This is a genomic window from Salinicoccus luteus DSM 17002 (genome assembly GCF_000712035.1).
Classification (GTDB): domain Bacteria; phylum Bacillota; class Bacilli; order Staphylococcales; family Salinicoccaceae; genus Salinicoccus; species Salinicoccus luteus.
Genome location: NZ_KL544008.1, coordinates 521,830 through 541,300, shown reverse-complemented (window position 1 = coordinate 541,300; position 19,471 = coordinate 521,830). Strand labels below are relative to the sequence as shown.

Sequence of the window (19,471 nt, the reverse complement as noted above, 5' to 3'; positions counted from 1 at the left end):
TTACATCAAAAGCAGGTGTTTTTCAACAGATTATTTATCCATCACCGTCTGCAGGATGCGTTCGACAGTAAAGCCGTACTTCTCTACAACGACATCCCCTGGAGCGCTGGCACCGTAGGTGTCGATCGTATGAAGCTTGCCGTTCATGCCGATGAAACGGTGCCAGCCGAGGCTTGCCGCCATTTCAATCGCCGTCCTGTTCTCAATGTGCGTATTGAGTACGCTTTCGATATATTCTGCATCCTGTTTGAGGAATTTCTGCATATTCGGGATGGATGCCACCTTCACTCTGACACCTTGGGCATCCAGCTGCTTCGCTGCATTGACTGCCAATGGCACTTCGCTGCCGGAAGCAAACAGAATCGCATCGTCACCTTTGTCGAATGCGATGTAGCCGCCTTTTCTAACGCCCGCTTCCACCGTTTCATAAGGGACGTCGATCGTTTCCACATTCTGACGGGTCAGTACGAGGGCTGTTGGTGCATCTTCCGCTTCCATTGCCACTTTCCATGCGGCGCGGACTTCATTGCCGTCGGCCGGACGGATCGTGTTCAGGTTCGGAATCGCCCTCAAGCCTGCGAGCTGTTCAACCGGCTCGTGTGTCGGACCATCTTCACCGACAGCGATGGAATCGTGTGTCAGCACATATGTCACCGGCAGCTTCATCAGTGCACTGAGTCGGATGGCCGGCTTCATGTAGTCACTGAAGACGAAGAATGTACCACCGTAAGGGTAGATGCCGCCATGTGCCGCCATGCCGTTCAGGGCTGCGGCCATGCCGAATTCCCTGACGCCGAACCAGATGTTGCGGCCACCGTAGTTTCCGGCATCGAAGTCCTCTTCGTCCTTGACGTTGGTCTTGTTGCTGCTTGCGAGGTCGGCAGCACCACCGAAGAGCGTCGGCACGGTTCCGGACAGCGCCTGGATCATTTCACTTGAAGTCGCCCTTGTCGCCTTGGAATCGCCCGCTTCGTAGAACGGTAGATCCTTGTCGTAGCCTTCCTTCAGACGATGATTGATCGCATCGTCAAGTTCACTGTAGAGTTCAGGATATTCATTCCTGTAGTCCTCGAGCATCTTGTTCCATGCCGCTTCCCTTCCATTGCTTCTCTGCTTCATGGTTTCACTGAAGCGGTCATAGACGGCATCATCCACTTTGAACGTCTCGTCCGGATCGAATCCGTAATATTCGAAGGCTGCCCTGCGCTCCTCTTCACCAAGCGGCGCACCGTGGGAAGCACTTTTGCCCTGCTTGTTCGGCGCACCATATCCGATGATCGTCTTCACTTCGATCATCGTCGGCTTGTCGGAGGACTTCGCTTCCTCTATCGCCTTGTCGACCGCTTCCACGTCATTGCCGTCGGCCACTTTTATATAGTGCCAGTTGTAGCCTTCAAAGCGTTTCTTGATGTCCTCTGAAAAACTTTTGTCCAGGTCCCCGTCAAGTGAAATATCATTGGAATCATAAAGCACGATGAGCTTATCGAGGGCCAGGTGACCGGCGAGGGACGCCGCCTCGTGGGAAACGCCTTCCATAAGGTCGCCGTCACTTGTCACAACGTATGTGTAGTGGTCCACGACATTGTAGTTGTTGCGGTTGAAGCGCGCAGCCAGATGCTTTTCAGCCATGGCCATGCCGACGCTCATCGCAAAGCCCTGTCCGAGGGGGCCGGTCGTGATCTCCACACCTTCGGTATGCTTGAACTCAGGGTGCCCAGGCGTCTTCGATTCATACTGCCTGAAATTCTTCAGTTCCTCCATCTCCAGTGCCCCGCTCAGGTGAAGTAGGCTGTAGACGAGCATGGAACCATGGCCGGCACTGAGTACGAAGCGGTCCCGGTTGAACCAGTCCATCGAATTCGGGTTGAAGTTCAGGTGGCGGCTCCACAGTGTGTACGCCATCGGTGCAGCCCCCATCGGCAATCCCGGGTGTCCGGAATTGGCTTTTTCAACTGCATCGATAGAAAGTGTTCTGATTGTATTGATCGCTAGCTGATCCGTTTTGTCGAATGTCATATTCATGCTCCTTTATTCTCTGATATTTTTATCCTGTTGAATGCGTTTAAGTTTTTCAGGTGTCACATCATTGCCTTCTGGATCGACCACCTTGGTGTGCTCCACCTGTTTTCTGAAGGAGGACCGGAAGTTTTCAAGGTACTCTTCCCGCAGACCCTTCAGTTCTTCAAGCTCTTCCTTTTTGATGCTGCCTGCCTTCTTTTTGGCGGCCAGTGCATTGATCCGTTGCAGTTTTTCCTTTTCAAGCATTGCGAAACCTCCTGTCCACTCACATATAATTTAACACAAAAAAAAGTATGAGACCATTCCCATACTTGATAATCACTATAATCACTTTATAAAACCGATCATTTCCATCAGCTGATCCATATGTGTCCGTTCGGCATACTGTTCGTCCGGAACATGCGTTTCTTCCGCAGGATCCAACATATCCGCTTCTGTCACTACTTCATACTCATCTATATATACGATATCGGAATAGGCGTTCTCTGTATTATGGGAGTCGAACATGAATATAAGACCGGCACCCAGCGCAAATGCAAAAATGGCGCTCAATAACTTGAATTCCTTCGATGTCATGGTATTCCCCTCCAGAACATGTGTTTGTATCCACATGGTATCAGAACATCTGTTCCGGGTCAATACCATTACGAACAAACGTTTGTAACACATGCATAGATATGGTAAAATTGAATCAATAATAAGCCGGAGGTATATATATGAAGCCGCTAACAGATAGACAGAAGCAGATATATCAGTTTATAAAGACTACCGTTCACGAAAAGGGCTATCCGCCAAGTGTAAGAGAGATAGGCAACGCGGTCGGCCTCCAGTCCAGCTCGACCGTCCACGGACACCTTGCGAAGTTGCAGGAGAAGGGTTTCATAAAGCGGGATCCGACGAAGCCGCGTGCAATCGAAATCATTACGGAGGAAAACGAACAGCATGGAGCCGTCATCCATGTCCCGGTACTCGGTAAGGTCACTGCCGGCCTCCCTATTACAGCAGTCGAAAACATCGATGAATACTTCCCGCTTCCCGAACATTTCACGGCAAACCATAACAGCGAGATCTTCCTCCTGAATGTCGTGGGCGACAGCATGGTTGAAGCCGGCATACACGACGGTGACCGTGTCATCGTACGCAAGCAGAACATTGCACACAATGGGGACATCATCGTGGCAATGACGGAAGAGGACGAAGCGACGGTCAAGCGCTTCTACAAGGAAAACGGCTACTACAGGCTACAACCCGAAAACGCATCCATGGAGCCGATCATCCTGGATAGCGTGACCGTCCTCGGCAAGGTTGTCGGGCTGTTCAGATCCTTCTAAATCAGGTTCGGACATATTTAAAGGGCACATACCACTCTGGTATGTGCCCTTTCTATTATCGCTTTTCCCAAGCCATCCCGTCATACTTCTAGTGGTTCATTCAACTACCTGCCAAGTATTATTCTCACTTGTTCCAAAATGTCTTTAGCATCTTCAGTTTCATTTTCCTGTGTTTTACTGATCAACTGCATCCCCTCGTTCTACAATTCTATCAGGATGGTCCTGTAGGAAAAGTTATAATCATCAAAAAATGCGCCTGTTGCGTTCACTTTTAAATTCCCCTTAAAAACGGTTCCAAACACATTTATTTGTATAATATTGTACCATAAGGCAAATATTCCATCTACTTTTGTATATAATTTTCTGTATAATAAGGCACATTTTCTTCATTATAGGCGGTCCCCGTGCCAAGATGCGTGAATGCCGGCTTGAGCGTATTCACACGGTGCTCCATCGAGTTCATCAGGCTGTGGTGGGAGAATATCGGTGATGTATGCCCCATGGCGATGTTCTCACCGGCCATGCGGTACTGCACCCCCGCCTCCTCGATACGGTCCTTCAAGGTTTCGCCATCCGGCGAATCATGGTTGAAATAGTTGCGTTCTGCCATATCCTCGCTGTGGCCCTGTGCCGCCATGCCCGCCCTGTCATATGTCCCGAGCGGCTCCACACCGTATTCGAAGCGGGTGGCATTGACCAGGAGGTGATTCATCCTTGAGTTGTCCTCTGCCGGCGGATGGTTGTACAGTTCCTCGCCCGCCTCGACTTCCTCCTTCATCACCACAAGCACCCCATTGACCTTGTCTTCTTCATGGAGATCATAGAAGAAATAGACGTATCTGTCCTTCAGGTCGTATACCGCATATTCATTGCTGTCGACCCTGAGCCGCTTCCATCCCTTTGTGATCGACTCTTCAGGTTCCCCATAGGCCTTCCCGACACTCTCACGGTCCATGCCCTCGATATTAATATTATCGATCGACACATCGTCACTGTTCGTATAGGCGCCTGTGACCTCTCCTTCATTGACAAGTACCATCCTGAACCTTCCGTAGTCCTCTTCGATGACAAAATCCCCTGCATATTCACTTCCGAGCACTTCCTGGTCCCCGATATCATATTCACTTTCCATGGTCACTTCAATGTCTTGGGTCTGGGCACTATTGATCTCGTGTATGGTGCTCATATCGTATGCCGGATATACGTTTGCCTCCAGCCATTCCTTTGCGTATTCTCTGTTCAGGCCCTCCTTGAAATCATAGGAATCGACAGCCGGAGCGAGGATGGTGGAGACGATATAGATGAAGATGATGAAGAACAGTTTACCAAACATGGATGCACCTCCTTTTTCAAAAGTTTAAAAAGAGTAATTAAACGGATGTCTAATTACTCATTGATGTGTATATTCGGTTTGTCTTTTTTCGATGTACCCGGGGTCGACGATATTGTTGTCCTGATCGACGATTACCACATTCGGCTCATAGCCATCCAACTCTCTGTCATCGAGCTGGACATAGCTGATGATGATGATGACATCACCAACCTGCACCTTTCTTGCGGCGGCACCGTTCAGGCATATTTCACCAGAGCCGCGCTCCCCTTCGATGACATATGTTTCAAGGCGTTCGCCGTTATTATTGTTGACGATCTGCACCAATTCATTCGGCAGTATGTTCGCCGCTTCAAGCAGTACCGGATCGATTGTAATGCTACCTACATAGTTCAGGTTGGCCTCTGTGACGACCGCCCGGTGTATTTTACCGTTCATCATTGTCCTGATCATTTTTTATCACCATCATATTATCTATTAACCGTGTTCTTTCGAACTTAACAGCAATGAATATTATAACATCACCGTCAATGTTTTGAACAGGATTTAAATCGGGATGGGTGAATATTTGAAGGTCATCTATCATGCCGGAAGTGTGGTCTGTGACATGGGCTTCGATCCGTTCCTTGACTTCCCCGGCATCAGAAACACCCTCCTCTATCATGTCGCGGCCCATTTCAAGCGCCCGATTGATCTCCGGCGCCTCGGCACGTTCCGTATCGGACAGGTTGACGTTCCTGCTGCTTTTGGCAAGCCCGTCCGCTTCCCTTTCGGTCGGCACCCCCACGATTTCGATATCATGGTTGAAGTCCTCCACCATCCTCTGGATGATCATCAGCTGCTGGCGGTCCTTTTCACCGAACACGGCGAAATCGGGACGGATGATGTTGAACAGCTTGTTCACCACCGTCACCACACCTTCAAAATGCCCGGGCCTTCTGACCCCGTCAAGAATGGAGGCCATCGTCCGGAGGCGGAGTTCAAGCTCGGGTATTTTCGGGTACATCTCATCCTCTGACGGATGGAAGACGACATCCACCCCGTGCGCCCGGCAGATTTCAAGGTCCCGTTCGAGATTCCGCGGATAGCTGTCGAGGTCCTCATCCGGGCCGAACTGCAGCGGGTTGACGAATATGCTGACTGCGACGATGTCCCCTTTTCTTCTGGCTGTATCGACGAGTGCCATATGCCCTTCGTGGAGGGCGCCCATCGTCGGCACCAGTGCGATGCTGTCCCCGCGATGTTCCTCCAGTATATTGCGGACTTCCTCTATTGTACCTGCTGTCTTCATCATTCCTCAAAAACCTTTCTCTTGTAAGTTGTATCCTCATCCGGGAAGCGGGCGGCCTTGACCGCTTCGGCGTATGCCCTGAGTCCCTCCACTCCGGCCGTATTGAAATCCGCATACGGTTTGACGAATTTCGGCAGCCGGTCGGTTCCATACTGCAGGAGATCATGGTATACGAGCACCTGGCCGTCCACATCCGCCCCCGCACCGATGCCGATCGTCGGAATGGAGAGGGTCCGAGTGATTTTGCCGGCGAGGTCGGAAGGGATGGCCTCGAGAACCACCATGCATGCACCGGCCGCTTCGACCGCCTTGGTGTCCTCGATCAGCTGCATCGCCGCTTCCTGTGTGCCGGCCTGCATCCTGAAGCCGGTCACACCGACCGACTGTGGCGTAAGGCCGAGGTGGGCGACGATCGGTACACCCGCGGCTACGGAACGGCGGATGACATCGACGCATTCCACGCCCTCCAATTTGACGGCATTGGCGCCTGTCTGCTGATAGAGTTTCAGGACATTGCCGACGCTGTCGTCATCATTTCCATGATAGGATCCGAATGGCATATCCACAACGACGTATGTATCCGGTGCTCCGCGTCTGACCGCCTTCGCATGATGGATCATATCATCCATCGTCACCTGCACCGTACTGTCGTAGCCGAGGACTGTCATCCCGAGCGAGTCGCCGACGAGCAGGGTGTCCAGTCCGGCCGCTTCACTCTGCTTCGCACTCGGATAGTCGTAGGCTGTGACCATCGTGATCCGCTCCTCCTCCATTTTCATCCGTTTCCAATCACTTGTAGCTTTCATGATGCTGCCCCTTTCCATTCGAAAGTAATATATTATAATTAGTTTACCATATTATTTAAAAGTGCTACATCCAACCAGGAGGGAAATAAATGAAAATTGCAGTCATCGGCATCGGCGCCGTCGGCAGTGTCATTGCACGTGAAATGAAAATGCTGCCGCATGATATTACACTCTTCGGCAGATCACGAAAGGAAGGCTTCACCATACAGGAAGACGGTGAACGCCGCCATTACCCCTACACCATCGAGGATATCTCAGCATATGAAGGGGACGCCTTCGACATCATCTTCATCGCCACGAAAGCCACAGCGCTCAAGTCCATAAGCGGAATCATCCCTGCAATGGCCCACCAGGATACTGAAGTCATCCTTTGTGAAAATGGCATGGGATTCGACGAATACTTTGATGCACCGGTGCCCGCAGTCGTCTATATCAGCGGCCAGAAGCGTGAGGACCGGATCGAGCACTTCCAGGATGCACGCCTGCTCATCGCGGACAGGACCTATGCGTATATCGACTGCCTCATCACGGACCTTGAAGATACCACCGGTGTTGAACTCGAAATAGTGAAGGCTTTGGATTTCCGGCGCATCCGCTATGAGAAGCTGCTCATCAACCTCGGCATCAACTCCCTCACCGCACTGTCCGGGAATACCGCAAAAATATACGATCTGGCCTCCGTCACGTCTCTGACGCGCAGTCTGCTCGAGGAAGGACTCAGCATCATCAACCAGGATGAGGAAATCATCGCCCCCTCCTTCATCGACAGGGCGCTATCGGTCTATCAGGACTACAACCGGGAAATGGGCACAAGCATGTACTATGACGTCATGTCGGGCGTGCCGACGGAATACACATTCATCCAGAAATACCTTCAGCAGCAAAAAGGACAGATCCATACGCCCATCCTCGACATCGTCGTCACCCTGCTTGAGGCCTATCAGTATGAAAGGTAGGAATTTGAACGTATTATGACACTTTCCCACCGCCCACAAATTCATAACCTCAGATGATACAATAAAGAAAAAAATCAGGAGGCAATTATGAAAAGACTGCTGCTGCCCTTCATATTTTTAAGCATCATCCTCGCCGGGTGCGGTTCGGAGGATGCGACCGGTGACGTCAAAGCGCTGGTGGACGAATACAGTGCCAACAAGGAAGCGGAAGCCGCTTCCATTACAGGGTCGGAGCTCATCATCGGTGAAGACCAGGAAGAAAGACATGAATTGCCGGAGGATGAATTCTTCGTGTCCATCGCCCCCTTCATCAACTACACCCATCCTTGCGAGTTCCATAGCCTGACCGGCTGTGAAGGTGAACTTGCCTCAAAGGAGATGGATGTCCGCATCACTGATGGAGCAGGCAACGTCCATGTCGACAAAACGATGACGACACTTGAAAACGGGTTCCTCGATTTCTGGCTCCCGCGTGACAGGGAATACAACATCACCATCACCCACGACGGCCTTTCGACTGAAGGGACATTCTCCACATTTGAGGATGATTCCACATGCCTGACCGATTTCCATCTGGAATAGCATCAGGGAGCGCTCCTGCCTCAAGGGGCGTTTTTTATGCACTTCATCCCATAAACCGAACTTAATTATTAATTCATTGTATTTTTAGCACAAAAGATGAACTTTAGTTATAAATAACCTTGAAAGGTTCGTTTATTATGTTATGATTGGAAACATCTTAATTATTGAAGCACTCATATAATCGCAAGGATATGGCTTGCAAGTTTCTACCGGGATACCGTAAATGTCCCGACTATGAGTGAGTAACTTTCGTGGATAGACTCGAAGCTGCTCATCTCATTAGATGTGTGCTTCGGGTTTTTTGTTTCAAAATAATATTTTGGGGTGTTATTCATGAAGTTGCTCAAGGAGAAAATTTTAAACGAAGGTGTGGCACTTTCAGACACGGTGCTCAAAGTCGACCACTTTCTTAACCATCAGATTGATCCGGTGCTGATGGCCGAAATCGGCAAGGCGTTCAAAGAAAGGTTTACAACTCAAAAGATAACGAAAATACTGACGCTCGAATCCTCGGGTATCGCACCATCCGTCATGGCCGGTCTTGAATTCGGCGTGCCGGTCGTATTCGCAAGAAAAAGGAAGTCCCTGACACTGAGTGAGGGTCTGCTTACTGCAGACGTTTATTCCTATACGAAACAGGAGACGAACAGCATCGCAGTCGCCGACAAGTTCTTGTCCAGTGGAGATTCCGTATTGATCATCGACGATTTCCTCGCCAATGGCGAGGCCGCACATGCACTCGTCGATATTGTCCGGCAGGCGGGTGCCGACACTGCTGGAATCGGCATCGTCATCGAGAAGTCCTTCCAGCCGGGCGGGGAGAAGTTGCGGAGCGCCGGACACCGGGTGGAATCCCTGGCACGCATCTCCTCCCTGTCGGATGGACGAATCGAATTCCTGTCCGAGGTGGAAGCGTGATGCAGATGTCCAAGCCCAAACAGCTGTCACTCGGTTTTCAGCATGTACTCGCAATGTACGCCGGCGCAGTCGTCGTGCCGCTCATCGTCGGAGGCGCCATCGGCCTCACACCCGCACAGCTGACCTACCTGATCGCCATCGACATCATGATGTGCGGGGTTGCAACCATACTCCAGGTATGGAAAAACAAGTTCTCCGGCATCGGACTGCCCGTCGTGCTCGGCTGTACGTTTACAGCCGTCGGCCCGATGATCGCCATCGGCAACACATACGGCATCCCGTCGATCTATGGCGCCATCCTTGTGACAGGACTGTTCGTCCTCGTCATCGGCAAGTACTTCAGCAAGATGATCCGCTTCTTCCCGCCAGTCGTTACGGGTACAGTAGTCACCACCATTGGTATCACACTTGTTCCAGTCGCCATGCATGACATTTCCGGAGGACAGGGCAGCCCAGACTACGGCTCCGGTCTCAATCTGGCGCTCGGATTTGGTACGCTGGCCGTAATACTGATACTGTTCAGGTTCGGCAGGGGATTCCTCAAATCCATCGCCATCCTGAGCGGAATCGTCATCGTTACCCTGGTCAGTTCATTTTTCGGCATGGTCGACCTCGATCCGGTGAGGGACGCTTCATGGTTCCACCTGCCCCAGCTCTTCTTCTTCGGGATGCCGGAGTTCAACCTTGTTCCGATACTGACGATGATGCTCGTTGCCGTCGTCAGCCTCGTCGAAGCCACCGGTGTCTACTTTGCACTCGGGGACATATGCGAAGAGGATCTCGAAGACACGGACCTGAAGCGCGGCTACCGTGCTGAAGGCCTCGCCATCATACTGGGCGGTCTGTTCAACGCCTTCCCCTACACGACCTATTCGCAGAATGTGGGACTCGTGCAGCTGTCCGGTGTGAAAAGCAGACAGATCATCTACATCGCAGGCGTCATGCTGATCCTGCTCGGCCTTGTACCGAAGATTGGCGCAGTCACGATGGCCATCCCGACACCCGTACTTGGAGGCGCCATGCTCGTCATGTTCGGCATGGTCATCTCCTACGGCATCAAGATGCTGTCACGGGTCGATTTCGACAACCAGAATAATCTGATGATTGTCGCCATCTCCATCGGCATGGGCCTTGGGGTCACAGCCGTACCAGACCTTTTTGCCATCGTACCGGGCAGCCTCGCCGTCGTTGCGGAAAGCGGCATCGTCCTCGGCAGTCTGACGGCGATTGTCCTGAACTTGATATTGAATATCAGAATGGACAGGAATAGACAGCAGGTTCTGAAGGAAGAACATGCTGCGAACTGATAATCCAAAAAATATCATTTTATGGTCAACCCCCACCAGCACACTTTGCTGATGGGGGTATTCTTGCGTTCAGTATGTTTTTTTGCATTACACCGATCCTCCCGGGTGATCATGGCAGGGGTTGCACAGCATATACGACTCGAAGAATGATTTGGTTTAAGTATAGCCAATATCCGGCGCATGCGCCGGACCCTCTGCCGTATTTTCATAAGTTCACGATGCGCTTCGATTAGATGCTGGGACAAGCGTGCATCAACTCGTTCTAAAATGAATCCAGCCTCCAATTCATTTTGATTGTTGTCTTTGTCATAATGAACATGGTTTTTTCCCTTCCAACAGGGTAATGTACTGTAAAAGTACTTAGGAGGGTTGCATGTGAGTGAGGATAAAGATGGTAGGATTGACAGGAATGAAATGAAGGAGCGGAAGGATGGGTATCAGCGGGACCCTGAAGAAATGCCGGACCCCGCTGAAAGGAATGCCATTGAGAGCCAGAAGGGGCCTGTGGAACAGCATGATGAGGAAGTGGAGAACGCGGCTCCCGGCAAGGAGCGTGCAGAAGCGCTTCGGGAAGAACGCAGAAGTGAGGGCGCAGAACAGCAGTATGAAACGAATAAGAAAATCGGTATCAGCGGGTGTCTGATTTTGACAGTCACCTTCCTTGCACTATTGATCATACTCGGTTCATGCACCGGCCTCTTCTTTGGGGACGAGCAGGATGAGGAGATCACAGAAGATGAAGCACCCGGAAACCCGGAAGAGGATGATGTCGGTGACGATTCATCAGGTATCACGCCGGAAATGGAACTTGAAAAGGAATTCGGAATCGTGTTTCATAAAGAAAGCCACCCTCTGGGTGGCTTTCACAGTATACATATGTCTATCCTTCCAGGCTGACGCCCACTCCCGGTCCAAATGGGATGCCGAATACGAAGAAGATTGTAAGCAGCACGAGCCAGATGCCGAAGAAGGCGATGCTGTATGGCAGCATCAGCGAAATGAGAGTGCCGAGCCCGGATTTTTTATCGTAATCCTTCATGACAGCAAGCACCAGCATGATATATGGATTCAGCGGTGTAATGATGTTTGTCGAAGAATCGGCGATACGGAAAGCGGCCTGGATGAAAGCGGGATGATAATCCAGCAGCATGAACATCGGTATGAACACCGGGGCCATCAGTGCCCATTGCGCAGAGCCGCTGAAGATGATCATGTTGAGGATTGCGGCCAATAATGAAAATCCAAGTATCAGCGGCAGCCCCGTCATATCAATGTTCGTAAAGAAATCTGCACTGTTTACGGCAAGCCACGTACCAAGGTTGCTCCAGTTGAAGTATGCAATGAACTGGGCAGCGGCAAAAATCAATACGATGTAGCCGGACATATCTTTCATGGCTTCCGCCATAAACTTTGGAATGTCATCCAGCTTTTCAATTGTACCCGCAGTCCTCCCATAGACGACACCGATTGTGACGAAGAACAGCAGCACAATCGGAACGATGTTGCCGAGGAACGGTGAAGGGACCAGTCCACCCTCTTCATTCCTTAATGTGGACCCAGGGAAGAACACAAGTCCGGCAAGCACCGCCAGGAAGACCACTCCGGCGATCACTGCGTTCCTAAGTCCTTTCGTTTCGATGTCGGTCACTTCCTCCAGCTGTCTGTCCCCTTCCGTTTCATCCTTGTATGTACCCAGGCGTGGTTCTATGATCTTATCCGTAATCAGACCACCGGCAATCGCGATGAAGAGTACGGAAGTCAGCATGAAGTAGTAGTTGTCCACTGGTGTTACGACGACGGCATCATCAATCATGGCAGCAGCTTCCGTCGTAATGCCTGCAAGTGTCGCGTCGGTACCTGCAATAATCAGATTCGCCGTGAACCCTGCACCGGTCCCGGCAAATCCGGCCGACAGTCCGGCCAGGGGGTGCCTCCCTATAGTATAAAATACCATGGCGGCAAGCGGCGGAATGATGACGAAGGCTGCATCGGAAGCCAGATTGCCTGTAATGCCGACAATGATGATGGCATAGGTGACAACGGATTTCGGTGCCTTGAGGATTGACTTCTTGATGGCAGTGGAGAGCAGTCCCGTCTTCTCAGCTACACCGATACCCAGCATGATGCCGAGCACAAGGCCCAGAGGCGCGAAGCCTGTGAAATTATCAAGCATGGAGGACAGCATGTAGGCAAGCCCTTCAAAGGAAATGAGACTCCTGATTTCAAGCGTTTCCCCCGTCCCCGGATGATCGACAGTCGCGCCTGTGAGGCTGAATATCATGGAAAGCATCATGACAGCCGCTGCCAGTATCACAAAGATGAAGAACGGATCGGGGAGCTTGTTCCCCAGCCGTTCGATTTTTCCCAGAATGCCATTCCGCTGTTTTTCGTCCACTTCATTCATAAGATGTATTCTCCTTTTCCAGATGAATAACTGCAAGATGCAGGATGATGCTGGTGTATACGGATACTGCTGTTCTGATCGCCCTTTCATCAAAATCGAATGATGGGTGGTGATGGCCCGCCGCGAGCGGACTGGCGAATATCATGAATGTGGCGAGCCCTCCATTTTTCTGTACATGGTCAATCATATACGTCACATCTTCACTCGCCTTGAGCGGCATGACGTCCATAATCTTGATTCCATCCCCTTCCGCCCGATTCGCTGTTTTTACGATGTCCACCCATTCTTCATCGCATTCGGCACCGATGGCGTTGCCCATGAACGCTGTTTCATATTCCACATCATGGAGCAGTGCCGATGCCTTGAGTATACGCTCCGCTTCACTCAGCATATAATCGTTCAGGGCATTCGTCTCTCCCCTTGTCTCCATTTTCAATTCTGAATGGTCGGCGATCACATTCCTGCCGCTGCCCGCATTCAATATCCCGACATTCACTCTCGTTGCACCGTCGCGGTGCCTTGGGATGGAATGGAGATGCAATGAAGCGGAAGCAGCTGCAAGTAGCGCATTCTTCCCTTCGTTCGGTTCTACGCCGGAATGTGCCGATTTTCCTCTGAATGATACATCGAGCTTTGTGCTGGCCAGAAACTGGTCCGTCGTTGCACTGATGGTGCCGGCCTCATGTTCATTGATGCCGAGGTGGCCGCTCATGAAATAGTCCACATCATCCAGCCATCCATTCTTCACAATACTTCTGGCACCCCTTCCCCCTTCTTCCGCAGGCTGGAAGATGAGGGTGAAGCGTCCGGACAGCTGATCCTGGTTCTCATTAATATATGCAGCGACTGCAAGCCCGATACTGATATGGCCATCGTGTCCACATGCATGCATCTCGCCTTCATGGATAGATCTGTAGCCGTTTGCCGCCGGTGCGTGCAGTGCATCTTCCGCCTCCATTATCGGCAGCCCGTCGATATCGGAACGCATCGCAATATGCGGCCCCGGCCGTCCGGTATCAAATACCGCCACCAAGCCAGTGGTTCCATCTGCCATCTTTTCGAGAAATGCTTCAGGCACACCATATTCCAATGCCCGCTTCCGCGAAGCTTCTATCGTGTCCTGATCAGGCACGCCATAGCGGTGCTCCCGGCTGATGGCCTCTTCTCCAATGGAAAGTGTGAAATCCTTTTCTTTCAATACTATGTAGATTTCATAAGTCGTAATGAACTCTGTAAAACCCACTTCCGGAATCCTATGAAACATTCTGCGCAGATCCAATGCCCTGTCCTGAAGCTTCCCAATATTCATATTTCGCCCTTCTTCCTTTATGTTCTTCACGGTTTTCCAATGTATAACCAAACATAAAAAATGATAGCATTAATCATATTTAAATAATAGGGATTGGGGGATATACCATAAAAAATTTAGTAAATTGATATATGAATTTAGAAGGTCCTCCTATATCCGAAATTGGCTTCAGTCTTTCCTTTTTCCATACATTAGAAATTTTCGTGCATGAATTCTCCATTCTGAACATAAAATGCAGTCGCTGACGGAAGACTTTCATTGTGCTCATCCATCAGGTGGAAAACATATCCTGTCGACGGGAAGAATACCCATACCATGAGTTTCAGGCGGGGTACGGCTGATCGTACTAATGGTTGTGGCAGTGATGGCTGCACTCCTCGGCCTCTATGCCGGGCGGCCTGAGAAAATCGATTTCGAAGAGGCAGACTGAACATCCACAGACGCAATCCCCGATAGACATCTCCATCGGGGATTCTTTCATATGCTGGATTGCGAGAGCGAAGCCAGCCGCTTTGCAGGATGATTTTCTGGAACCCTTCGACTTCCCTTCCCGAACAGGTTCTCCCTCAGTGTGGATGCCTCATACTCTTTTCTAAAGCTCCCTCTTTCCTGAAGCAGAGGGACGACGAGTTCTATGAAATCCTCGAATGTCCCTGGGGAATGGGCCTGGATGATATTGAAGCCGTCTGCATCCCCTTCATTAGCCATTGATTCGAGTGCATCGGCAACCTGTTCCGGTGTGCCGACCACTTTCGTCGCCCCGATGCCGAGACCGTGATGCAGGACTGCTTCCCTGACCGTCCATCTCCTGCTCGTACTCGCCACCGTATACTTCTGCAGAAATCCATGGGAAGCATCGGTTCTGATGTTTTCCACATACTGGTCGGGATCATAGCCGGAGAAATCGATGCCTGTATGGCCGCTCAGCATGGACAGCGTGCCTTCATAGCTGACGTGGGAAAGGAGGGTTTCGTATTTCTCATGTGCCTCCGATTCCGTCCTGCCGACAACCGGTACGATGCCCGGGAATATTTTGATGTCTTCAGGGTTTCTCCCGGCTTCAGCCGCCCGTCTGCGGATATCCGCTGTGAATGATTTCAGCTCCTCCAGATTGCTCGCTATGGTAGTGAAAAGCGCCTCGGCGTGCTTGGCGGCGAATGCCCTGCCCTTTTCGGAGGCGCCTGCCTGGAAGAGGACCGGCGTCCGCTGGGGGGATGGCTCGACCACATGCATTCCCGGAACACTGAAGAACTCCCCTTCATGACTGATCGGGTGGACCTTCTTCGGATCGGCATAGATACCGGTTTCGACATCCGCCTTTACGGCATCCTCTTCCCAGCTGTGCTCCCACAGTTTATAGACGACATCCATGTACTCATCCGCCCGCTCATACCTCCTGTCATGCTCAATCTGATTCGCCAGACCGAGATTCACCGCTTCGCTCTTCAGATACGACGTCACGATATTCCAGGCCACACGGCCCTTCGTCAGATGATCCAGTGTCGAGAAGTCGCGTGCCAGTTTATAGGGTTCGGCATAAGTAGCCGAATATGTCGCGGCAAAGCCCAAATGTTTTGTCGCTGCCGCCATCGCTGAAATCTGGAGCAGGGGATTATGCAGGGGAACCTGGACGGCATGTTCAATTGAAGTGTCAGGACCATCCTTATAGACATCATATATGCCGAGCACATCGGCAAGGAACATTCCGTCAAACTTGCCGGCTTCAAGCAGCTTTGCAAGGTCCACCCAATAGTCCAGGTCACCATGACGCACCCCCTGGTCCGCTTCATGTCTCCATAATCCCGGGGAATGCGGGGCAACGGTGTTCATCGTAAAACCATTCAGTCGAATCTGCTTCTTCATAGATCATCTCTCCCTTTAAGTATTCATCGAAAAAACCCATCAAAAGGGTGGGAAATAAAAAATACCCCATCCGATGAGGAAGAGGTATGAGATACTAGACGCTCCTCCTCATCTTCCAAGCATGACGCTTGTTGGAATTGGCACCGTTCAACTTTTTTAAAGTGGGGTTGCCGCAGGATCTCAGGACCAATTTCCTCCCCTGGCTCTTGATAAGGAATATATTCAATTTATAGTTAAAAGCTATGATATCAGCTGTAAAATTTTCTGTCAAGTTTGAATTTTTAAATATTCACATCCCGCATTCGTATCTGTGGTGAGGAGGGACGGACTGAACCCCCAGTCACTTCCCTTTCGGACTCGGCCCGCGCTTCACTTCCCTCGGCAATTCGAAGAACGGCTGGATATCCTGTACGTATTCCAGAATTCCCATGAACTTCCCCGCCTCGTCGAAGACAGCCTTGTATGTGACATGGATATACTTGTCCTTCTTTCTGAACCACATCGTTTCCGATTCCTTCTTCCTTTTTTTCAGGTCATGTATGATGTGCATCACTTTCTTTGTGCTTTTTGGCGGGTGGCAGTTGGCGACATTCCTTCCGATGGACAGTGGTGTACGTATGAACATCATCTCGCTTGATTCCACACTATCATTGAAGTATTTGAACAGTCCATTCCGATCGACAAACGTGACTTCGACAGGGAGATGGTTCAGGATCAGATTCGCTTCCTTCGCCGTCAGATAGCCTCCTCCAAACTGCATGTGGACCGTGTCATCCAGGGACTCGGATTCATTCTTCCTGTCGTATCCCCTGCCATTATGATACTTTCCCACGGACTCTATCGCATAGCCGAATGCCTTGCTTTCCGCTGCAATCGCCGTCCAATCCGGCTCTTTGAACAGGGATTGCGTCAATGGTATGAAGAGGTATGATTCTTCGAGCATCATTTCCTCGCACGCATCCTTCATATCATCAAACGATTTTCTTACATGTCGGAATTCAATCTCCTCAATCTTTTCCGTCCGCTTTCTCAGAGCCCGCAGCAGAAGACGGATGGTGTCATGCTGCGCCCACATCTTCCGCGGAAGCGTGTAGATGCCGCGGCGCTCGAGAAGCGGGAAATAGAGCTTCTCCTTCCTGTTGAAATGGCAGGTGACTTCTTCGAAACGAACGACTTCTGCGATGAGTGTATCCACCATCGTCCGCTCCCCTGCCCCGTAGCATTCGAGGAGGTGATTGATGATTTCCAGTGATCCGGAAAGCAGCCTGTTTTCCTTCTCCAGTATGCGAAGTGGATGACAGTCATCTTTTGATATATGGATTTCAGTAAGCGATTTATGGAAGAGGTGCTCATGGATATCCAGAAACTCCTTGATGTCATATATGGTGACATCCTTCTCTACATATTTCACCTCTATAATCGCACCAAGCATTTCTCCCGGTTCCATTTCCTTGAGTTCAGTATTGAAATCATCCATTAAACTCTCCACCGGCTTCCCCTGACTGATTTTGAGCAGCAGCGACCTTACTTTGCTGACGTCCGTTGTTGCGATGGACATGCAATCACCCCTTAGAAATATTCTCTTCCAATTAAACATGCATCAATAATACATCTATTATACGCCATATTACCCTTCCGGTATCGCCTGTTTCCAATCGTTAACAATTTTTTCGCTATTGTGAGATATTTTCGACACAAAAAACGCCCTCCAAAGCACGCACATCTACTGTGTCCACCTTGGAAGGCGTTCATCTATATTGCATCATACCTTCTACTAGAGGGATGAAAGTACTGTCGTCGCTTGATTCTGGGTCTCAGCATACGCTCCATATGAGGTGTCGACGAAGACGACCACGTCCCGTTAACCCGCTTCCCCTCAAAGTATATTCCTGTCCGCATCGAATTCTTCTGTTTCCTTTTTCAAGCGCGCGTACATTCCCTTAAATACATCCACCTTTTTGAGGGTTATATGGTGCAGGATACCGACGACCAGATATTGGACGGCCAACATCAACTTCATGGTGCTCCTTTCGACTATCTGCATCTTTCATCCCTCCTTTAAATACATAGTAGAACGCCATGTCCATCCGGGTGCGCCTAAAGCATAATCATGCCCTTCTCCCGCATCTCGAGAAGTGCCATTTCGAGCGCATGGACGACATGCTCGAATACAAGGCCGCCCTGGACGAATACGGTATAGGGTGCCCTGACCGGTCCGTCTGCACTGAGTTCGAGGGATGCCCCCTGCACAAAAGTGCCGGCGGCCATGATGACTGGATCCTCGTATCCCGGTATATCGCTCGGCACGGGAAGGAACTGGGAATTGACGGGCGATGCCTTCTGTATCATCTGGGTGAAGGTAATCATCTCCGCCTCCGTATTGAACGACACACTCTGGATCAGATCCGTCCGTTCTGCATCAGGCGCCGGATCTGTGGCCAGTCCCGCCTTCGATAGCAGGTGGCTCGTCAGTACGGCGCCGTTCAGGCTCTCCACCACCGCATGGGGGGCCATGAAAAAGCCCTGGTACATGTCAGTGTTCGCATTCAGGCTCGCTCCCATTTCCTTGCCGATGCCGGGCACGGTCAGCCGGTAGCTGATCCGTGTGATCAGATCCGCATTCCCCGCAATATAGCCGCCCATTTTGGCAAGCCCGCCGCCTGGGTTCTTAATCAGGCTGCCGGCGATGACATCCGCACCGGCCTCAATCGGTTCACGGGTCTCCACAAACTCCCCGTAGCAGTTGTCTACGAAGACGATGATGTCCGGATACTCCGCTTTTATCCTGCTGATCATCTCCTCCATCTCCCTGATGGTCAGCGACTTGCGCATGCTGTAGCCACGGGAGCGCTGGATGGCGATCATCTTCGTCCGGTCTGTTATTGCTGCCATAATCGCCGCTTCATCGAACTGGTCATCCACAAGGTCGATGGACCGGTAGTGGACACCCTTCTCCCGAAGGCTGCCGATGTCCCGATCGGAACTGCCGATGACCTTGGCCAGCGTGTCATAGGGCTCACCACTGATATAGATGAGCTCATCACCCGCCTCGAGCAGTGCGAGCAGCACCAGGCTGATGGCATGGGTACCCGAGATGATCTGGCTTCTGACGATCGCGTCCTCGCTCCTGAAGACCGACCGGTAGATTTCCTCGAGCTTGTCCCGGCCGGCATCGTCATATCCATAGCCCGTCGTGCCGGAAAAGTCACTTTCGGCCACTCCGTTCTCATGGAAGGCGTGCATCACCTTCCTGAAATTTTTTCTTGCTATCTTTTTGTTCTCCCTGATGATCGGGTCGACCTCTTCGATCGCTTCCTCAATCAGGCGGCTGATATCTGTTTCTGTGTACTCCACG

General features: G+C 51.0%; 19 protein-coding genes and 2 riboswitches. Of the genes, 6 read left to right on the top strand and 13 right to left on the bottom strand.

Annotation, left to right across the window (positions count from 1 at the left end):
• Positions 1 to 30 precede the first annotated feature (30 nt).
• From tkt to BO53_RS0112510, 3 genes are all read right to left on the bottom strand, one after another.
• On the bottom strand, positions 31 to 2,016 hold the full coding sequence (tkt, locus tag BO53_RS0112520; RefSeq protein ID WP_031548712.1) for a transketolase: 1,986 nt from the start codon (positions 2,014 to 2,016) through the stop codon (positions 31 to 33).
• A gap of 12 nt (positions 2,017 to 2,028) precedes the next feature.
• Positions 2,029 to 2,265: a DUF896 domain-containing protein gene (locus tag BO53_RS0112515; RefSeq protein ID WP_031548710.1), complete on the bottom strand. Its 237-nt coding sequence runs from the start codon at positions 2,263 to 2,265 to the stop codon at positions 2,029 to 2,031.
• Between the two features lie 81 nt (positions 2,266 to 2,346).
• Positions 2,347 to 2,595, bottom strand: a complete 249-nt coding sequence (locus BO53_RS0112510; RefSeq protein WP_031548705.1) for a hypothetical protein — start codon at positions 2,593 to 2,595, stop codon at positions 2,347 to 2,349.
• Between the two features lie 140 nt (positions 2,596 to 2,735).
• Between BO53_RS0112510 and lexA the strand changes: the two genes are divergently transcribed.
• Positions 2,736 to 3,350, top strand: coding sequence for a transcriptional repressor LexA (lexA, locus tag BO53_RS0112505; protein ID WP_031548702.1), 615 nt, complete (start codon positions 2,736 to 2,738; stop codon positions 3,348 to 3,350).
• A 343-nt stretch (positions 3,351 to 3,693) separates the two neighbouring features.
• On the opposite strand, the gene BO53_RS0112500 is transcribed toward lexA, so the two are convergent.
• The 4 genes from BO53_RS0112500 to panB are packed head-to-tail and all read right to left on the bottom strand — an operon-like array spanning position 3,694 to position 6,777.
• Positions 3,694 to 4,683: a CAP domain-containing protein gene (locus BO53_RS0112500; protein WP_031548698.1), complete on the bottom strand. Its 990-nt coding sequence runs from the start codon at positions 4,681 to 4,683 to the stop codon at positions 3,694 to 3,696.
• Positions 4,684 to 4,740: 57 nt separating this feature from the next.
• A complete protein-coding gene (gene panD, locus BO53_RS0112495; protein ID WP_037342221.1) occupies positions 4,741 to 5,133 on the bottom strand; it encodes an aspartate 1-decarboxylase in 393 nt (130 codons plus the stop codon).
• Positions 5,108 to 5,974, bottom strand: a complete 867-nt coding sequence (gene panC / locus BO53_RS0112490) for a pantoate--beta-alanine ligase (protein WP_031548685.1) — start codon at positions 5,972 to 5,974, stop codon at positions 5,108 to 5,110. Before panC ends, panD begins: the two co-directional genes overlap by 26 nt.
• Positions 5,971 to 6,777: a 3-methyl-2-oxobutanoate hydroxymethyltransferase gene (gene panB / locus BO53_RS0112485; protein ID WP_031548683.1), complete on the bottom strand. Its 807-nt coding sequence runs from the start codon at positions 6,775 to 6,777 to the stop codon at positions 5,971 to 5,973. Before panB ends, panC begins: the two co-directional genes overlap by 4 nt.
• Before the next feature lie 89 nt (positions 6,778 to 6,866).
• On the opposite strand from panB, the gene BO53_RS0112480 reads away from it, so the two are divergent.
• The 5 genes from BO53_RS0112480 (at position 6,867) to BO53_RS0112460 (ending at position 11,437) form a co-directional block, all read left to right on the top strand.
• Positions 6,867 to 7,733, top strand: coding sequence for a 2-dehydropantoate 2-reductase N-terminal domain-containing protein (locus BO53_RS0112480; protein WP_031548676.1), 867 nt, complete (start codon positions 6,867 to 6,869; stop codon positions 7,731 to 7,733).
• Between the two features lie 87 nt (positions 7,734 to 7,820).
• Complete coding sequence (locus tag BO53_RS0112475) at positions 7,821 to 8,315, top strand: CueP family metal-binding protein (RefSeq protein ID WP_031548675.1); 495 nt, start codon at positions 7,821 to 7,823, stop codon at positions 8,313 to 8,315.
• 153 nt (positions 8,316 to 8,468) lie between these two features.
• Positions 8,469 to 8,570: riboswitch (purine riboswitch) on the top strand.
• Positions 8,571 to 8,648: 78 nt separating this feature from the next.
• Positions 8,649 to 9,233: a xanthine phosphoribosyltransferase gene (locus BO53_RS0112470; protein ID WP_031548674.1), complete on the top strand. Its 585-nt coding sequence runs from the start codon at positions 8,649 to 8,651 to the stop codon at positions 9,231 to 9,233.
• Positions 9,233 to 10,540 carry a nucleobase:cation symporter-2 family protein gene (locus BO53_RS0112465; RefSeq protein WP_031548672.1) on the top strand — a complete coding sequence of 436 codons (1,308 nt, stop codon included), beginning with the start codon at positions 9,233 to 9,235 and terminating at the stop codon, positions 10,538 to 10,540. Before BO53_RS0112470 ends, BO53_RS0112465 begins: the two co-directional genes overlap by 1 nt.
• A gap of 375 nt (positions 10,541 to 10,915) precedes the next feature.
• Entirely contained in the window at positions 10,916 to 11,437 is a 522-nt protein-coding gene (locus tag BO53_RS0112460) for a hypothetical protein (RefSeq protein ID WP_031548669.1), read from the top strand.
• Here the strand turns inward: BO53_RS0112460 and BO53_RS0112455 are convergent.
• The 6 genes from BO53_RS0112455 to BO53_RS0112420 all read right to left on the bottom strand — a co-directional run bounded on the left by BO53_RS0112455 (position 11,421) and on the right by BO53_RS0112420 (position 19,470).
• Positions 11,421 to 12,944, bottom strand: coding sequence for an AbgT family transporter (locus BO53_RS0112455; protein ID WP_031548667.1), 1,524 nt, complete (start codon positions 12,942 to 12,944; stop codon positions 11,421 to 11,423). The two genes, BO53_RS0112460 and BO53_RS0112455, sit on opposite strands and share 17 nt — an antisense overlap.
• The gene (locus tag BO53_RS0112450; protein ID WP_051683117.1) at positions 12,937 to 14,253 is read right to left on the bottom strand and encodes an amidohydrolase; all 1,317 of its coding nucleotides are present in this window, start codon (positions 14,251 to 14,253) and stop codon (positions 12,937 to 12,939) included. The genes BO53_RS0112455 and BO53_RS0112450 overlap by 8 nt, the downstream gene beginning before the upstream one ends.
• A gap of 477 nt (positions 14,254 to 14,730) precedes the next feature.
• Positions 14,731 to 16,116: an LLM class flavin-dependent oxidoreductase gene (locus BO53_RS0112440; protein ID WP_031548665.1), complete on the bottom strand. Its 1,386-nt coding sequence runs from the start codon at positions 16,114 to 16,116 to the stop codon at positions 14,731 to 14,733.
• 105 nt (positions 16,117 to 16,221) lie between these two features.
• A riboswitch (SAM riboswitch) is annotated at positions 16,222 to 16,332 on the bottom strand.
• Between the two features lie 124 nt (positions 16,333 to 16,456).
• Positions 16,457 to 17,674 carry a DUF438 domain-containing protein gene (locus BO53_RS0112435; RefSeq protein WP_051683116.1) on the bottom strand — a complete coding sequence of 406 codons (1,218 nt, stop codon included), beginning with the start codon at positions 17,672 to 17,674 and terminating at the stop codon, positions 16,457 to 16,459.
• 318 nt (positions 17,675 to 17,992) lie between these two features.
• Positions 17,993 to 18,160, bottom strand: a complete 168-nt coding sequence (locus BO53_RS13965; RefSeq protein WP_156956150.1) for a hypothetical protein — start codon at positions 18,158 to 18,160, stop codon at positions 17,993 to 17,995.
• Positions 18,161 to 18,213: 53 nt separating this feature from the next.
• Positions 18,214 to 19,470: a methionine gamma-lyase family protein gene (locus BO53_RS0112420; RefSeq protein WP_031548663.1), complete on the bottom strand. Its 1,257-nt coding sequence runs from the start codon at positions 19,468 to 19,470 to the stop codon at positions 18,214 to 18,216.
• Between the last annotated feature and the right edge of the window lies 1 nt (position 19,471).

Coding starts and splice junctions, on each gene's coding strand:
- BO53_RS0112440 (WP_031548665.1), bottom strand. CDS start 16,116: ATGAAGAAGCAGATTCGACTGAATGGTTTTACGATGAACACCGTTGCC.
- BO53_RS0112475 (WP_031548675.1), top strand. CDS start 7,821: ATGAAAAGACTGCTGCTGCCCTTCATATTTTTAAGCATCATCCTCGCC.
- BO53_RS13965 (WP_156956150.1), bottom strand. CDS start 18,160: ATGCAGATAGTCGAAAGGAGCACCATGAAGTTGATGTTGGCCGTCCAA.
- panB (WP_031548683.1), bottom strand. CDS start 6,777: ATGAAAGCTACAAGTGATTGGAAACGGATGAAAATGGAGGAGGAGCGG.
- BO53_RS0112480 (WP_031548676.1), top strand. CDS start 6,867: ATGAAAATTGCAGTCATCGGCATCGGCGCCGTCGGCAGTGTCATTGCA.
- BO53_RS0112470 (WP_031548674.1), top strand. CDS start 8,649: ATGAAGTTGCTCAAGGAGAAAATTTTAAACGAAGGTGTGGCACTTTCA.
- BO53_RS0112455 (WP_031548667.1), bottom strand. CDS start 12,944: ATGAATGAAGTGGACGAAAAACAGCGGAATGGCATTCTGGGAAAAATC.
- tkt (WP_031548712.1), bottom strand. CDS start 2,016: ATGACATTCGACAAAACGGATCAGCTAGCGATCAATACAATCAGAACA.
- panD (WP_037342221.1), bottom strand. CDS start 5,133: ATGATCAGGACAATGATGAACGGTAAAATACACCGGGCGGTCGTCACA.
- BO53_RS0112510 (WP_031548705.1), bottom strand. CDS start 2,595: ATGACATCGAAGGAATTCAAGTTATTGAGCGCCATTTTTGCATTTGCG.
- lexA (WP_031548702.1), top strand. CDS start 2,736: ATGAAGCCGCTAACAGATAGACAGAAGCAGATATATCAGTTTATAAAG.
- BO53_RS0112435 (WP_051683116.1), bottom strand. CDS start 17,674: ATGTCCATCGCAACAACGGACGTCAGCAAAGTAAGGTCGCTGCTGCTC.
- BO53_RS0112450 (WP_051683117.1), bottom strand. CDS start 14,253: ATGAATATTGGGAAGCTTCAGGACAGGGCATTGGATCTGCGCAGAATG.
- BO53_RS0112500 (WP_031548698.1), bottom strand. CDS start 4,683: ATGTTTGGTAAACTGTTCTTCATCATCTTCATCTATATCGTCTCCACC.
- BO53_RS0112515 (WP_031548710.1), bottom strand. CDS start 2,265: ATGCTTGAAAAGGAAAAACTGCAACGGATCAATGCACTGGCCGCCAAA.
- panC (WP_031548685.1), bottom strand. CDS start 5,974: ATGATGAAGACAGCAGGTACAATAGAGGAAGTCCGCAATATACTGGAG.
- BO53_RS0112465 (WP_031548672.1), top strand. CDS start 9,233: ATGCAGATGTCCAAGCCCAAACAGCTGTCACTCGGTTTTCAGCATGTA.